Genomic DNA, 15,399 nt, shown 5'->3' on the forward strand with positions numbered 1-15,399 from the left:
GCACGGAAGCGGGCGCGGGGCGGGCGGCGCCCGTGTCGGGCGTGGGCCGCGCCGCCGCGCCGGAGGCCGTAGCCGGACCGGCAGCGGAGGCAGGCGCAGCAGCGGCCGCGCCCGAGGCTTGCGAAGCCGCCGCCGAAGCCGCCGCGGCCGCAGATGCCGCGCCGGGAATCGGCAGCGGCGTGAAGCCGGCGGCGACCCGTACAGGCTGCACGGCGGGCGTGGCCGAGGCGGCCCCAGACGCCGCCGACGCCGCCGACGCCGCGTCGGGCGGCGCGCCGATCACGGGCGCGGACGCGTCCTCCGTGGCCGAAGCCGCCGCGCTCACGGCCGCCTGCGCGACGCCCGGCTTCAGGCGATCGACGAGGTAGTAATCAAGCACGCGCCGAGCGATCGGGCCAGCGGCCTGCGCGCCCCAGCCGCCGTTTTCGACGATCAGCGCGACGGCGATCTGCGGCTTCTCGGCTGGCGCGAACGCGATGAAGAGCGCGTGGTCGCGCAGATTTTCGGCGAGCGCATGCGCCTTGTACTTGCCGCCCTGCAGCGAGAAGACCTGCGCCGTGCCGGTCTTGCCCGCCGAGGTGTACGGCGCGTTGCGGAACACCTGGTAGGCCGTGCCCGAGGGATTCATCGTCACGTTTTCCATGCCGCGCTTCACCACGTCGATATCGGCCTGACTCACGTTCAGGCGCCCGCTTTCGCTCGGCACCGTGAGGCGCTCCTGCTTCGTGATCGGATTTTCGATCTCCTTCACGAGGTGGGGCTTCATCAGGATGCCGTTGTCGGCGAGCGTGGCCGTGGCGTGCGCGAGCTGCAGGATCGTGAACGAGTTGTAGCCCTGGCCAATACCCAGGCTGACCGTCTCGCCTTCGTACCAGCGCTGCTGCTCGGGCTTGCGGTACGCCTTGCGCTTCCATTCGGTGGAGGGCAGGATGCCGCGCGCCTCGCCCGCGATGTCGATGCCGGTGAGCTGGCCGAAGCCGAGCGGCTTCATGAAGTTCGCGATGTTGTCCACGCCCAGGTCGTGCGCGAGCATGAAGAAGTAGGTGTCGTTCGACACCATGATCGCGCGGTTCATGTCGACCCAGCCCTGGCCCGAGCGCACGTCGTTGTTGAAGCGGTGGCCGCCGAACATGTAGTAGCCGGGGTCAGAGAAGCCCCACTGCGGCGTGCGCTTGTGCAGCGTGAGCGCGGCAAGCGCCATGAACGGCTTGTAGGTCGAGCCCGGCGGGTAGGTGCCGTGCAGCGGACGGTTCAGCAGCGGATGATCGGGCGAATTGTTGAGTTCGTCCCAGGTCTGCTGGTCGATGCCATCCACGAACGAGTTCGGATCGAAGCTCGGCGCCGAGACGAACGCGAGAACGTCGCCCGTGGACGGCTCGATCGCCACGAGCGCGCCGCGCTTGCCCGCGAATGCCTGCTCGGCCACCTGTTGCAGGCCAATGTCGATCGACAGCACGAGGTTGTTGCCGGGCGTAGCCTGGGTGCGCGAGAGCGTGCGCACGGGGCGGCCGCCCGCCGTCACTTCCACTTCCTCGAAGCCGGTCAGGCCGTGCAGTTCGGTCTCGTAACTTTGCTCGACGCCGATCTTGCCGATGTAGTCGGTGCCGTTGTAGTTGTTTGCGTCAAGACGCGGATCGTAGTGCTCGGGATCGCTGTCGTTCTTGTCGGAGAGATCGTCGATGCGCTCCTGGTCGCGCTGCGAAATCCGGCCGATATAGCCGATCACGTGCGCGGCCGTGGGCCCGAGCGGATACTGACGGAACAGGCGCGCGCGCACTTCCACGCCGGGGAAGCGGAAGCGCTGGGCCGTGAAGCGCGCGACTTCGTCGTCAGTGAGGCGCGTGCGGATCGGCAGGCTCTCGAAGTTCTTCGAGTCTTCGAGCAGCTTCTTGAAGCGGCGGCGGTCGCGCGCATCGATCGGAATCACGGTCGAAAGCTGGTCGATCGTGTCGTCGAGCGTGTCGGTGAGCTTCGAGGGCGTGATTTCGAGCGTGTACGCCGAGTAGTTCTTCGCGAGCACGACGCCGTTGCGGTCGGTGATGATGCCGCGGTTCGGCACGATCGGCGCGACGGAAATGCGGTTTTCGTCCGCCTGCAGCGAGTACTTGCTGTGGTTCCAGACCTGCAGATAGAGGAAGCGGAACGCGATCAGCCCGAAGCAGACGAACACGAACAGCCCCGCCGCCGCGACGCGCAGGCGGAACTTCGTGAGCTGCTGCTGGGTGTCCTTGAATTCGGTCATGCTGTCAGACCCAGGCTCCGCGGTTCCAATCGCGAGGAACGGCGGGCCGGGGTGCGTAAGAGGTAGTCAAGCGAGTCTTCCAGCGGCGAGCGGCGCGCCGCTCAAATGGGCCGCGTGTCGTCGGGATCGACGGGGCGGCGCTGCGGCAGGAGCAGCAGCACGCTCGCGATCGGCCAGAGGATGGCCTCGACGAAGCCGCTGATGAGGTAACCCCAGCCAGGAAACGACGCGCCCATCAGCAGGCGGATCACGAACGGCACGACCTGCGCGCCGACCAGCATGGGCGTGACGGCGAACATTTGCAGGCCGATCGACATCCACAGCACGCGGCGGTGAATGGTGATCGCGCCATACGAAAGCAGCGTGTACGCGAGCGCGTGCTCGCCGAGCAGGTTCGCGTTGTGGACGTCCATCAGGAGCCCGAGGAAGAACGCGACGCCCATGCCGACCTTGCGCGGCTGGTGAATGTTCCAGAACAGCAGCACGAGCGCGACGAAGTCGGGCACGCCGGGTAGCTTGCCCCAGGGCAGCAGGTTCAGCAGGAACGCCGCCGCGAGGCTGAAAACGATGAAGTACGGATTGACCGGCTGCAGAATGTATTGCGGACGCGGCATCAATGGCCCCCTTTCTCGACGGCCTTCGCTGCCTCTTCCCGCAGGCTCTCCCTGGGCCTTCTCTCGAGCTGCTTTTTCTCCGCCGGCCTGGTGTCGGCTGCGGCTGCGTTCGCTGCAGGCTTCGCCTGCTGCGCCGGGGCCGATGCAGCGGCGGCGGGTTTCGCCTTCGCGTCATCGGCTTTCTTGTCGCTCTTCTTGTCCGCGGCCTTGGCAGGCTTCTTCTTCGCGTCCTTCGCCTCGGCGGCCGCTGCGGCTTCTTCGGCGGCGATCGGGTTGGGCGGCACCTGCGGGACATAGTGCAGCACGAGCACCTGGCGCGCCCCGCGCACGGCGGCGAGCGGCAGGCAGACCACGCGCGCAAACGCAGTGTCGGCCTGCTTGTCCACGCGCAACACCTTCGCGACCGGCAGACCTTGCGGATAGATGCCGTCGAGTCCGCTCGTCACGAGTTCGTCGCCGACTTGCAGATCGGCGCTGATCGGCACGAAGCGCAGATCGAGCAGGTCGCCCTTCGCCGTGCCGTAGATCACGCTGCGCAGGCCCGTGCGCACGACTTCGACCGGCACGGCCTGGTCCTTGTCGGTGACGAGCGTGACTTCGGACTGCATGGGGAACACGCGCGTGATCTGGCCGATCACGCCGTCCTCGCTCAATACCGGCGAACCGTTCTGGATACCCTGCTGCGCGCCGCCGCCGATCACGACCTTCTGCGTGAACGGGTCGCGCGTGTCGTACTGGATGTCCGCTGGCGTGGTTTGCGCGCCGATGCGCTGCGAGAGCTGCAGAAGCGCGCGCAGGTGCGCGTTTTCGGCTGCGAGCGAAGCGGCCTCGTTGGCCTGCTGCGAGAGCTGGAGGTTGCGCGCGTGCAGCTGGGTGTTTTCGGTGCGCAGCGTGGAACTCGTCACGGCCAGATCGGCGGCGCCCATAAAGAAGTCACGCGGCACGAGGGCCGCGCGTTGCAGCGGGTAGAGGCCTGCGCCGAGCACGCCGCGCACGATTTCGAGCGTCTTGAAACGCGCGTCGGAGACGAGGAGCGCGAGCGACAGCACGACGAAGAAAATCAGCCGTGCGAGTGCCGATGGGCCCTGTCTAAAGAGGGGCGGCGGACTGTATTCCATGGTCGGCGCCGGGGGCGTGTGCGGTTCGGTGAAACAGAGGGTGTAACGGAGGGCACAACGAAGTGTGAAACTTCGGCGCCCCGAAGGACGCCCCGTTGCGGGCGCCGTGGCGGCGCGCGTGCCGCCACGCCATCAGTGGCGCGGCGAGGCCGAAACCGCGCCGCGGGCGAGCGCAGCGGTGCGCGGCGCGCTTACTCGTACGAGAAGATGCTGCCAAGCTTGTCCATGCGCTCGAGCGCCATGCCCGAGCCGCGCACCACGCAGGTGAGCGGGTCTTCGGCCACGAGCACCGGCAGACCGGTTTCTTCGGCGAGCAGTCGGTCCAGGTCGCGCAGCAGCGCGCCGCCGCCCGTGAGCATCATGCCGCGCTCGGCGATGTCGGCGCCCAGTTCCGGCGGCGTTTGTTCGAGTGCGATCTTCACCGACGAGACGATCTGGTTAAGCGGGTCGGTGAGCGCTTCGAGAATTTCGTTGCTCGAAATGGTGAAGCTGCGCGGAATGCCTTCCGACAGGTTGCGGCCCTTCACTTCCATTTCCTTGACTTCGGAACCCGGGAAGGCCGAGCCGATTTCCTTCTTGATGGCTTCGGCAGTTTGTTCGCCGATGAGCATGCCGTAGTTGCGGCGGATGTAGTTGACGATCGCTTCGTCGAACTTGTCGCCGCCCACGCGCACCGAGCCCTTGTAGACGATGCCGCCGAGCGAGATCACGCCCACTTCGGTCGTGCCGCCGCCGATGTCGACGACCATCGAGCCCGTGGCTTCCGAAACCGGCAGGCCCGCGCCGATCGCGGCGGCCATCGGTTCTTCGATGAGGTAGACCTGCGAGGCGCCCGCGCCGTGCGCGGCTTCCTTGATCGCGCGGCGCTCGACCTGGGTCGAACCGCACGGCACGCAGATGATGATGCGCGGCGACGGCGAGAACATGCGCGACTCGTGCGCCGTCTTGATGAACTGCTTGATCATCTGCTCGGTGACGGTGAAGTCGGCGATCACGCCGTCCTTCATCGGGCGGATGGCTTCGATGTTGCCCGGGACCTTGCCGAGCATCTGCTTGGCTTCCTTGCCGACTGCCTGAATCGTCTTCTTGCCGTTGGGGCCGCCTTCCTGGCGAATGGAGACGACGGAGGGTTCGTCGAGGACGATGCCCTTGCCGCGCATGTAGATCAGGGTGTTGGCGGTGCCGAGGTCGATCGCCAGGTCGTTGGAGAAGTAGCTACGCAGAAAACCGAACATTCAAAAATCCTGTCTCGCTTGTGGCCGTCCTTCCAGCTTCGTGGGCGAGGGCGGCAGCGGAAAAATTAACAGCCTCAGGGCGACATGCTCCGTCACGAGAGCACTCCGAAATCACGGCGGAGGGCGTCGCAAGGGGCGCCACGAGGGGCCTGAGACTGCGGGGATGGTTACCGGAGGCAGCCTGGCTGCGCCGCCCGTTTGATCTTGTCTGGCCGCATTGTGCTGCGGTCAGAACTGAAAGGCGGATGCAAGGCGGTCCGGGTTTGGGTCGAACGCGTAATGATACCTTATAATTTTGCCTGTTTTGCAGGATCCGGAAGGCAGTTTTTGACCTCATCGAAGCTTTCCTCCAGAGCCGGATCCGGCGCGATAAACCGCGGTTGCAGCACCGAATTTCCGCACTGCCGCAGCCCCTTTTTTCCGGTGACCGCATGGCCCTGACCCTGAACGATGTGAAGCGCATCGCGCATCTTGCGCGCCTCGAACTGGCCGACGCCGAAGCCGGCAATACGCTCGAACGCCTGAACGACTTCTTCGGCCTCGTCGAGCAGATGCAGGCCGTGGACACGACCGGCATTGCCCCGCTCGCCCACCCGATCGAGCAGATCGAGGACGTCGCGCTACGTCTGCGCGAGGACGCCGTGACCGAAATCGTGGACCGTGAAGCGCTGCAGCGTCCCGCGCCCGCGGTGCAGGACGGACTTTACCTTGTACCGCGCGTGATTGAGTAAAGGCGCAGGATTTTTTCGCCCTTTTCGAATCCTTTCGAGTCGTCGGAACCGTTCGAAAAGGCACGGACTCCCGAGTTTTCCGGGGTTTTCCGAGCAGTGGCCGACACGTTTGCCAACGTCGGTCGAGCCGCTTCCGGACGGCGCAACGATCTGATTTCGACCACGCCGTGACGTTCTTCCAGGAATCACGCAATGCATGACAAAAGCTTGACCGAACTGCGCGCCGCACTGGCTGCGAAGGAGTGCTCCGCAGTCGAACTGGCCCAGCACTTTTTGGGCCGGATTGATGCGCATCAAGACCTGAACGCTTTCGTCGACGTCAATCCCGAATTGACGCTCGCCCAGGCCAAGGCCGCCGACGCGCTCCTGCACTCGGGCCACGCGGGTCCGCTCGCGGGCATTCCGCTCGCGCACAAGGACGTGTTCGTCACGCGCGGCTGGCGCTCGACCGCCGGCTCGAAGATGCTCGCAAACTACGTGAGCCCGTTCGACGCGACCGTGGTCGAGCGGCTCGAGCGCGCGGGCATGGTCTGCCTCGGCAAGACCAACATGGACGAATTCGCGATGGGCTCGTCCAACGAGAACTCGCATTTCGGCGCCGTCAAGAACCCGTGGGACACGAAGGCCGTGCCGGGCGGCTCGTCGGGCGGTTCCGCCGCGGCCGTCGCCGCGCGCCTCGCGCCCGCCGCGACCGGCACCGACACCGGCGGCTCGATTCGCCAGCCGGCGTCGTTCACGGGCGTGACGGGCATCAAGCCCACCTACGGCCGCGTCTCGCGCTACGGCATGATCGCGTTCGCCTCGTCGCTCGACCAGGGCGGCCCGTTCGCGCACAGCGCCAGCGATTGCGCGCTGCTCCTGAACGCCATGGGCGGCTTCGACGAGCGCGACTCGACCAGCCTCACGCACGAGCACGAGGACTACACGCGCTTCGTCGGCCAGACGTGGAGCCAGGACGCCAGCGCCGACAAGCCGCTCGCGGGCCTGCGCATCGGCCTGCCGAAGGAATACTTCGGCGCGGGCCTCGCCGACGACGTGCGCGCCGCCATCGACGCCGCGCTGAAGACGTACGAGTCGCTCGGCGCCACGCTTGTGGAAGTCACGCTGCCGAAAACCGAGCTATCGATTCCCGTGTACTACGTGATCGCCCCGGCGGAAGCCTCGTCGAACCTCTCGCGCTTCGACGGCGTGCGCTTCGGCCACCGCGCGGCCGAATACCGCGATCTGCTCGACATGTACAAGAAGTCGCGCGCCGAGGGCTTCGGCCCTGAGGTGAAACGCCGCATTCTGGTGGGCACCTACGTGCTTTCGCATGGCTACTACGACGCGTACTACCTGCAAGCGCAGAAGATTCGCCGCATCATTGCGCAAGACTTCCAGGAAGCGTTCAGGCAGTGCGACGTGATCATGGGGCCGGTCGCCCCGAGCGTGGCATGGGACCTCGGCGCGAAGGGCGACGATCCGCTGCAGATGTACCTCGCGGACATCTACACGCTTTCCACGAGCCTCGCGGGCCTGCCCGGCATGAGCGTGCCGTGCGGCTTCGGCGCGGGTGCGAACGCGCAGCGACCCGTCGGTCTGCAGATCGTCGGCAACTATTTCAACGAGGCCCGCATGCTGCAGGTCGCCGACGCCTTCCAGCGCGCGACCGACTGGCATCGCAAGGCGCCGGCAGGGGTATGAACATGGCAACACAGTGGGAAGTTGTTATCGGTCTCGAAACGCACGCGCAATTGTCGACGGCGTCGAAGATCTTCTCCGGCGCATCGACGCAGTTCGGCGCCGCGCCCAACTCGCAGGCCTGCCCCGTCGATCTCGCGCTGCCGGGCGTACTGCCGGTGATGAACCGCGGCGCCGTTGAGCGCGCGATCCAGTTCGGCCTCGCGATCGGCTCGACGATCGCGCCGCGCAGCATCTTCGCGCGCAAGAACTACTTCTATCCGGACCTGCCGAAGGGCTATCAGATCAGCCAGTACGAGATTCCGGTCGTGCAGGGCGGGAGTATCACGATCCAGGTTCCGGCCAACGAAAAGGCTGGCAAGGAAGCGTACGAGAAGACCGTCAACCTCACGCGCGCGCACCTCGAAGAAGACGCGGGCAAGTCGCTGCACGAAGACTTCGCGGGCATGACGGGCATCGACCTGAACCGCGCCGGCACGCCGCTGCTCGAAATCGTCACGGAACCCGAAATGCGCAGCGCCGCCGAAGCGGTTGCGTACGCGAAGTCGCTGCACACGCTCGTCGTGTGGCTCGGCATTTGCGACGGCAACATGCAGGAAGGCTCGTTCCGCTGCGACGCGAACGTGTCCGTGCGTCCGGTCGGCCAGAAGGAATTCGGCACGCGCGCCGAGATCAAGAACCTGAACTCGTTCCGCTTCCTCGAAGAGGCGATCCAGTATGAAGTGCGCCGCCAGATCGAGCTGATCGAAGACGGCGGCACGGTGGTGCAGGAAACCCGCCTCTACGATCCGGACAAGCGCGAGACGCGTTCGATGCGCAGCAAGGAAGACGCGCACGATTACCGTTATTTCCCCGACCCCGACCTCATGCCGCTCGTGATCGATGCCGCGTGGGTCGAGCGCGTGAAGGGCGAGTTGCCCGAGCTGCCCGCGACGATGCAAACGCGCTTCATCGAGCAGTATGGCGTGACGCCGTATGACGCGAACGTGCTGACGTCGAGCAAGGCGATGGCGGCTTACTTCGAAGCGGTCGTGGCGAAGGCGGGCGCGGCGCAAGCCAAGGCCGCCGCCAACTGGCTAATGGGCGAAGTCTCGTCGCAGCTCAACCGCGAAGGCCTCGACATCGCCGCTTCGCCGGTATCGGCCGCGCAGTTCGCCGTGCTGCTCGCGCGCATCGCCGACGGCACGATCTCGAACAAGATCGCCAAGGAAGTGTTCCAGGCGATGTGGGACGAGAAGGCCGCGGACGTCGACGCTGCCGACCGCATCATCGAAGCGAAGGGCCTCAAGCAGATCTCGGACACCGGCGCGCTCGAAGCGATCATCGACGAGGTGCTCGCCGCTAACCAGAAGTCGGTGGAAGAATTCCGCGCCGGCAAGGAAAAGGCGTTCAACGCGCTGATCGGCCAGGCCATGAAGGCAACCAAGGGCAAGGCGAACCCGCAGCAGGTCAACGAGCTGCTGAAGAAGAAGCTGGGCTGAGTTTGACTTAAGCCGGCCTGATTCGGGCATGCTTGCGAGGCGGCGTCGTGCGTAGCAGTGCGGCGCCGCCTTGCCGCTTCAGGCCGGCAACGGCGCTGGCGCCGTCAAATTCACGAGAGAGAGGAGAACAACGCATGTCCCATATCCCGAGTCTCGACGATTACCGCGTGCCGTACTTCAGCGACAAGAAGCCGGAGACGTTCTCGTTGAGCGCGCTCGACCCCGCCGTGAAACCGTTTTCGAGCGGCAGCAAGGACGGCGACCGCAACCGGCTCGCTGAGATCGGCAACAAGCTCGACGTGCTGCAGGAGCGCCTGCATTCGCAGCGCCATCAGCGCGTGCTGCTCGTGCTGCAGGGCATGGACACGAGCGGCAAGGACGGCACGATCCGCGGCGTGTTTCACGAGGTCGATCCGCTCGGCCTGCGCATCGTGCCGTTTCGCGCGCCGACGCCCATCGAGGCCGCGCGCGACTTTCTCTGGCGCGTGCACCTGCAGGTGCCCGCGGCGGGCGAACTGGCGATCTTCAACCGCAGCCACTACGAAGACGTGCTCGTGCCGCGCGTGATCGGCCAGATCGACACGGCCGAGTGCGAGCGCCGCTACCGGCAGATTCGCCATTTCGAGGCGCTGCTCGCGCAGAGCGGTACGTCGATCATCAAGTGCATGTTGCACATCTCGAAGGACGAGCAGCGCAGCCGCATCCAGGCGCGCATCGACGACCCCACCAAGCACTGGAAATTTGACGTATCCGATCTCGAAGCGCGCAAGCATTGGGACGCCTATCAGGCCGCATACCACGACGCGCTCGCGGCCACCTCCACGGAATACGCGCCGTGGTACGTGATTCCCGCGAACTCGAAGTCGCATCGCAACCTCATGGTCGCCGAACTGCTGCTGCGCCTGATGGAAAGTCTGCAGCTCGAATTTCCGCCGCCCAAGGCCGAACTCAAGGGTCTCAAGATCGACTGAGACCGACCCAATTCCCTCGCGGGGCGCAGCGCAGGTCCGGTTCGGCGCGCCGTGCGAGGCAACGCACAATCAAGAGGAAAGAAGACATGTTGCGTGTGATCACCGCGAATCTGAACGGCATCCGCTCGGCGGCGAAGAAGGGCTTTTTCGAATGGTTCGGCGAACAGAAGGCCGACGTGCTCTGCGTGCAGGAAATCAAGTGCTCGCAGGACGACATGACGCCCGAATTCCTCGCCCCGCACGACTTCACAGGCTACTTCCAGCATGCGGTGAAGAAGGGCTATAGCGGCGCGGGCGTCTATTCGCGCCACGAGCCCGACGACGTCATCATCGGCTTTGGCAGCGAGGAGTTCGACCCGGAAGGGCGCTATGTGGAAACGCGCTTCGGCAAGCTCTCGGTGATTTCGGTGTACGTGCCTTCGGGCTCGAGCGGCGACGAGCGTCAGGCCGCGAAGTACCGCTTCATGGACGAATTCATGCCGCATCTCGCGGAACTCAAGCGTGAGCGCGAAGTGATCCTGTGCGGCGACGTGAACATCGTCCACAAGGAAATCGACATCAAGAACTGGAAGGGCAACCAGAAGAACTCCGGCTGCCTGCCCGAAGAGCGCGCATGGCTCACGAGCCTCTTCGACGACGTGGGCTACGTGGACGTGTTCCGCACGCTCGATCCGCGTCCCGAGCAATACACGTGGTGGAGCAATCGCGGCCAGGCGTATGCGAAGAACGTGGGGTGGCGTATCGACTATCAGATCGCGACGCCCGGCGTTGCGCACAAGGCGAAAAAGACGTCGATCTTCAAGGACATCAAGTTCAGCGACCACGCGCCGCTGACCATCGACTACGACTACAAGGTCAAGAGCTGACGCTCACCGCGCCGCGCTGTGAAACCGCTTTCAGGGCGCCGACACCACCTTGCGCTTCTGCACCGCCGGGATGCCCTGGTAGTCGGGCAACTCGTCGAGCGGCTTGCCGATGGCCTTTGCGTAGAGCGGCATCATGTCGGCGAGGCGCTTGGCGATATCGGCGCGCCGCGCGGGCGTGTACGGATGCACGTAGATGAAGCCCTGGTCGCGGTCGGCGCGCGTCGCCACCGCGAGCTTGTCCCACAGCGTGAGCGCCGCGCGCGGATCGAAGCCCGCGCGCGAGGCGATATCGCTGCCGATCACGTCGGCTTCGGTTTCGTCGGCGTGGGCGTAGTGCATCTCCACGAGCTGCGAGCCGATGCCGAGCGGAAACACGCCGAGATCCGCGAGCCCGAATAGCTGCGGCACGGAGCCCGATTCGATCTGCGCGGCCTGTTGTTCGCCAAGGCGCTCGCGCACGTGCTCGCGCACCGCATGTGCGATCTCGTGGCCGAGCAGCATGCCGAACTCGTTGTCGTTGAGCTTCACGCGGTCGAGCAGGCCGCCGTACACGACGATCTTGCCGCCCGGCAGCGCATACATGCGGATGTCGTTCGAGCGGATCACCGCCACTTCCCACTTCCAGTTCTTGACGCGATCGCTCCACTTCAACGAGTAAGGCGCGAGCCGGTCGACGAACGCCCGCACGCGCTGCACGTGCGGATCGCTTTCGGCATAGAGGCGGTTCGAATGGGCCGCGCCGCGCACGATCTCGTTGAACTCGGCGGTGGCCTGCGCTTCGAGCATCGGCGAAGGAATCAGGTTGCGATATACGGCGGCGTTGCCGAAGCGCACCACGCGGCCCGTGTTCGGCGCACCGGGGGCGACGTTGCCCGGCGAGGCGCTCGCGTTCGCGCCGCTGTTTGCTGCGCCGTTCGCGTTGTTCGCCGCGCCGTTCGCCTGATTGGTTGCGGCATTGCCTGCGCTCGCGGCGCTGCCTGCTGGCGGCGTGGCAGGGTTGCCCGGCACGGCCGCCGGGGCGCTCGTGGCGGCCGGGTTCTCGGCACCCCGCGCATTCCATGCAGAAAGGCCCGGCAATGCCGCGGCAAGCGCCAGCACGAGTGCGCGAGCGCGTGCGCCGCTGCGCTGCAGCGCACGCGGGCTTTGCGCGGCGGTCTCATGCGTGCTCACGACCGGATTCTCCACGGGGCAATACGAATGAGCAGGAGCATACCCGGTACCGCGAGCACCGTGCAGACGATGAAATAGTCGAACCAGCCGATCTTCGCGACCACGTAGCCGCTTGCGGCGGAGGCCAGCGTGCGCGGCACGGAGGCGAGGCTCGTGAAGAGTGCGAACTGCGTGGCGGTGTAACGCGGATCGGTCGTGCTTGCAATATAGGCAGTGAACGCGGCGAGCGTGAGCCCCGTTGCAAAGGTCTCGAAGCCGTACACGAGCGCGAGCGCAACGGCGCGCGGGTCGAGCGTGAACTGCACGGTGGCGCCGAAGAGACTCGCGGCCCACGAAACCGCGTGGCTCACGGCGAGCACGGCATCGTAGATGGCGGCGAGCGAGGGCGACCCTGCGCCGAGCTGCGCGAGCCACGCGAAACCCAGAGTAGAAATCATTTGCAGGAAACCGAAGATCCACAGCCCGCGCCCAATGCCGATCTTCACGAGCGCCACGCCGCCGATAATGCCGCCCGCGAGGCTCGCACCGAACGCCGTCATCTTGGCGATCACGCCGATCTCGGTGCGCGAATAGCCGATGTCGAGGAAGAACGATGTGGACAGGGTGGTCGCCATCGTGTCGCCGAGTTTGTAGAGGAAGATGAAGGCGAGCACAAACAGTGCCGCGGCGAGACCATCGCGGCGCACGAATTCGGCGAACGGCTGCACGATCGCTTCGCGCAGGTTCCTGGGCGGCGCGCCGTGCACTTCGGGCTCTTTCACCACGAGCGTCATGATCATGCCGGGAATCATGAACACCGCCGTCACGACGAACACGGTGCTCCACGGCAGGTGGTCGGAGAGGATCAGCGCGAGCGAGCCCGGCACGAGCGCCGCGATCTTGTAGGCATTCACGTGCACGGCGTTGCCGAGGCCCTGCTGCGTATCGGTCAGCAGTTCGCGCCGATAGGCGTCGATGGAGATGTCCTGGCTCGCGCCGAAGAACGCCACCAGCGCGGTGAGCGCGGCCACGGTCCAGATCGAGTCTTTCGGCGAAACGTAGCCGAGCGTGCCGATGGCGAGCGCCACGAGAATCTGCGTGACGAGCATCCAGCCGCGCCGCCGCCCCGGGCGCCAGCCGGGCAGGCGCGGCACGTAGCGGTCCATGAGCGGCGCCCAGACGAACTTCCAGGTGTAGGGGAACTGGATCAGCGCGAAGAGGCCGATCTCCTTGAGATTGACGCCCTCCGAGCGCAGCCACGCCTGCACCAGATAGACGAGCGTGAAGAGCGGCAGCCCGGAGGTAAAGCCGAGGAACACGCAGATCAGCATGTGCGTATTCAGATACGCACGCCAGCCGGGGTGGGATTCGTGAGCGGTAAGAGCGGGTGCCTCGTGGGGCGGATTCTGCATGTCGTCGTTAGCGGCGGCGGTGTTGGGTGCGGTTCCTCGCGAACCGGTCGGGCAGAAAAACACGCGACGCCGCGCACGGCGTCATTTTTTTCTCACGCGATAGACCGCAAGACTACCACGCCAGTTCACACCCCATCGAACGGTCTGACCCCCATGCAGCACGGCGCGGTCGAGAATTTCGATGCCCACCTCGGGCGCGAGCGCCTCGAAGTCCTTCACCGTGAGAACACGCACGTTCGGCGTGTTGTGCCACTGATAGGGCAGCGACTTCGAAACCGGCATGCGTCCGCGCAGCACCGAGAGCCGGTGCGGCCAGTAGCCGAAGTTCGGGAACGAGACGATGCACTCCTTGCCCACGCGCGCCGTCTCGCGCAGGATGGCGGCCGTCTGGTGAATGGTCTGCAGCGTTTGCGAGAGGACCGCGAAATCGAAGCTCGCGTCCTCGAACAGGCGCAGGCCGTCTTCCAGATTTTGCTGGATCACGTTGATGCCGTTCTTCACCGAAGCGAGCACGCCCGCGTCGTTGATCTCGATGCCGTAGCCCGTGCACTCCAGTTCCTCGGTGAGCAGCGAGAGCAGCGAGCCGTCGCCGCAGCCGAGGTCGAGCACTTTCGCGCGCGGTTCGATCCAGCGCGCGATGGTGCGAAAGTCGGGACGGGCGGAAAGACTGTCGAAAGCGCTCTGGTTCATGCGCCCACCTCAGCAGCAATACGTTCGTAGTAAGCGCGCACCACATTGTGATAGCGCGCGTCGTCGAGCAGGAAGGCATCGTGACCATGCGGCGCGTCGATTTCCGCGTAGCTCACCTGGCGCTTGTGATCGAGCAGCGCCTTCACGAGTTCGCGCGAGCGCGCGGGCGCGAAACGCCAGTCGGTCGCGAAGCTCGCCACGAGATATTTCGCCTTCGTGTGCGCGAGTGCGCGCGTGAGGTCGCCGTCATACGCCTTGGCAGGGTCGAAGTAGTCGAGCGCGCGCGTGATCAGCAGGTAGGTATTGGCGTCGAAGTAGTCGGCGAACTTGTCGCCCTGATAGCGCAGGTACGACTCCACTTCGAATTCCACGTCGAAGTTGAAGTTGTATGCGTTCTCGGCGCCTTCCGCACGTCGCAGCGCCCGGCCGAATTTTTCGGCCATGTCATCGTCGGACAGATAGGTGATATGGCCGATCATGCGCGCCACGCGCAGGCCGCGGCGCGGCTTCACGTGGTGGGCGTAGTAGTCGCCGCCATGGAAGTCGGGGTCCGAGAGGATGGCCGAGCGCGCGACCTCGTTGAACGCGATGTTCTGCGCCGAGAGCTTGGGCGTGGAGGCGACCACGATGCAGTGGCCGAGGCGATCCGGATAGCGCAGGCTCCATGCGAGCGCCTGCATGCCGCCGAGGCTGCCGCCCATCACCGCGGCGAACTTCTCGATGCCGAAGCGATCGGCCACGCGCGCCTGGGCGTCCACCCAGTCCTCGACGGTCACGACCGGAAACTTCGCGCCATAGGGCTGGCCGGTGGCCGGGTCGATGCTCATCGGGCCGGTCGAGCCGAAGCACGAGCCGAGATTGTTCACGCCGATCACGAAGAAGCGGTTGGTGTCGAGCGGCTTGCCCGGGCCGACCATGTTGTCCCACCAGCCCACATTTTTGGGATCGTCCGCGTAGACGCCCGCCACGTGGTGCGACGCATTGAGCGCGTGACAGACGAGCACCGCGTTGCTGCGCGCGGCGTTGAGCGTGCCGTAGGTTTCGACCACGAGGTCGTACCCGGCCAGTGCCGTGCCGTTCTGCAGTTGCAGAGGCTCGTCGAAATGCAGTGTTTGAGGAGCGACGATGCCGATCGATTCCATTCGTTCCGCCTTGGTTTTTCGGGCGGCTAAACGGTGTCGGCGGGCGCGGAGTGCGAAAGGATTGGCGC

At 65.6% G+C, this 15,399-nt stretch carries 13 protein-coding genes; 5 read left to right on the top strand and 8 right to left on the bottom strand.

Features of this window, described 5'->3' with window-relative positions; genetic code table 11:
• From mrdA to M3I56_RS29725, 4 genes are all read right to left on the bottom strand, one after another.
• Nucleotides 1-2,242, bottom strand: a 2,242-nt coding sequence (gene mrdA, locus M3I56_RS29710) for a penicillin-binding protein 2 (RefSeq protein ID WP_254356989.1), incomplete at its 3' end; no start/stop codon positions are given.
• Nucleotides 2,243-2,343: 101 nt separating this feature from the next.
• Entirely contained in the window at nucleotides 2,344-2,856 is a 513-nt protein-coding gene (gene mreD / locus M3I56_RS29715; protein WP_069264625.1) for a rod shape-determining protein MreD, read from the bottom strand.
• Entirely contained in the window at nucleotides 2,856-3,974 is a 1,119-nt protein-coding gene (gene mreC, locus M3I56_RS29720; RefSeq protein ID WP_254356990.1) for a rod shape-determining protein MreC, read from the bottom strand. Before mreC ends, mreD begins: the two co-directional genes overlap by 1 nt.
• Before the next feature lie 191 nt (nucleotides 3,975-4,165).
• A complete protein-coding gene (locus tag M3I56_RS29725) occupies nucleotides 4,166-5,209 on the bottom strand; it encodes a rod shape-determining protein (protein WP_004189550.1) in 1,044 nt (347 codons plus the stop codon).
• A gap of 431 nt (nucleotides 5,210-5,640) precedes the next feature.
• Here M3I56_RS29725 and gatC point away from each other — a divergent pair, with 431 nt between their 5' ends.
• The 5 genes from gatC (at nucleotide 5,641) to M3I56_RS29750 (ending at nucleotide 10,938) form a co-directional block, all read left to right on the top strand.
• Nucleotides 5,641-5,940 (top strand): Asp-tRNA(Asn)/Glu-tRNA(Gln) amidotransferase subunit GatC, encoded by a 300-nt coding sequence (gene gatC / locus M3I56_RS29730; protein ID WP_028203206.1) that lies wholly within the window; start codon nucleotides 5,641-5,643, stop codon nucleotides 5,938-5,940.
• A 192-nt stretch (nucleotides 5,941-6,132) separates the two neighbouring features.
• Nucleotides 6,133-7,623: an Asp-tRNA(Asn)/Glu-tRNA(Gln) amidotransferase subunit GatA gene (gene gatA, locus M3I56_RS29735; RefSeq protein ID WP_028203205.1), complete on the top strand. Its 1,491-nt coding sequence runs from the start codon at nucleotides 6,133-6,135 to the stop codon at nucleotides 7,621-7,623.
• A 2-nt stretch (nucleotides 7,624-7,625) separates the two neighbouring features.
• Nucleotides 7,626-9,101, top strand: coding sequence for an Asp-tRNA(Asn)/Glu-tRNA(Gln) amidotransferase subunit GatB (gatB, locus tag M3I56_RS29740; RefSeq protein WP_254356991.1), 1,476 nt, complete (start codon nucleotides 7,626-7,628; stop codon nucleotides 9,099-9,101).
• 134 nt (nucleotides 9,102-9,235) lie between these two features.
• The gene (locus M3I56_RS29745) at nucleotides 9,236-10,072 is read left to right on the top strand and encodes a PPK2 family polyphosphate kinase (RefSeq protein ID WP_254356992.1); all 837 of its coding nucleotides are present in this window, start codon (nucleotides 9,236-9,238) and stop codon (nucleotides 10,070-10,072) included.
• Nucleotides 10,073-10,158: 86 nt separating this feature from the next.
• Nucleotides 10,159-10,938, top strand: coding sequence for an exodeoxyribonuclease III (locus tag M3I56_RS29750; RefSeq protein WP_254356993.1), 780 nt, complete (start codon nucleotides 10,159-10,161; stop codon nucleotides 10,936-10,938).
• A 30-nt stretch (nucleotides 10,939-10,968) separates the two neighbouring features.
• Here M3I56_RS29750 and M3I56_RS29755 read toward each other — a convergent pair whose 3' ends face one another.
• From M3I56_RS29755 to M3I56_RS29770, 4 genes are all read right to left on the bottom strand, one after another.
• Entirely contained in the window at nucleotides 10,969-12,108 is a 1,140-nt protein-coding gene (locus tag M3I56_RS29755; protein ID WP_254356994.1) for a M48 family metallopeptidase, read from the bottom strand.
• The gene (locus M3I56_RS29760) at nucleotides 12,105-13,499 is read right to left on the bottom strand and encodes an AmpG family muropeptide MFS transporter (RefSeq protein WP_254356995.1); all 1,395 of its coding nucleotides are present in this window, start codon (nucleotides 13,497-13,499) and stop codon (nucleotides 12,105-12,107) included. The genes M3I56_RS29755 and M3I56_RS29760 overlap by 4 nt, the downstream gene beginning before the upstream one ends.
• 81 nt (nucleotides 13,500-13,580) lie before the next feature.
• Nucleotides 13,581-14,189: a methionine biosynthesis protein MetW gene (gene metW, locus M3I56_RS29765; protein WP_028203199.1), complete on the bottom strand. Its 609-nt coding sequence runs from the start codon at nucleotides 14,187-14,189 to the stop codon at nucleotides 13,581-13,583.
• Nucleotides 14,186-15,331 carry a homoserine O-acetyltransferase gene (locus tag M3I56_RS29770; protein WP_254356996.1) on the bottom strand — a complete coding sequence of 382 codons (1,146 nt, stop codon included), beginning with the start codon at nucleotides 15,329-15,331 and terminating at the stop codon, nucleotides 14,186-14,188. Before M3I56_RS29770 ends, metW begins: the two co-directional genes overlap by 4 nt.
• Between the last annotated feature and the right edge of the window lie 68 nt (nucleotides 15,332-15,399).

This window comes from Paraburkholderia sp. CNPSo 3281, from assembly GCF_024206515.1.
Lineage (GTDB): Bacteria > Pseudomonadota > Gammaproteobacteria > Burkholderiales > Burkholderiaceae > Paraburkholderia > Paraburkholderia nodosa.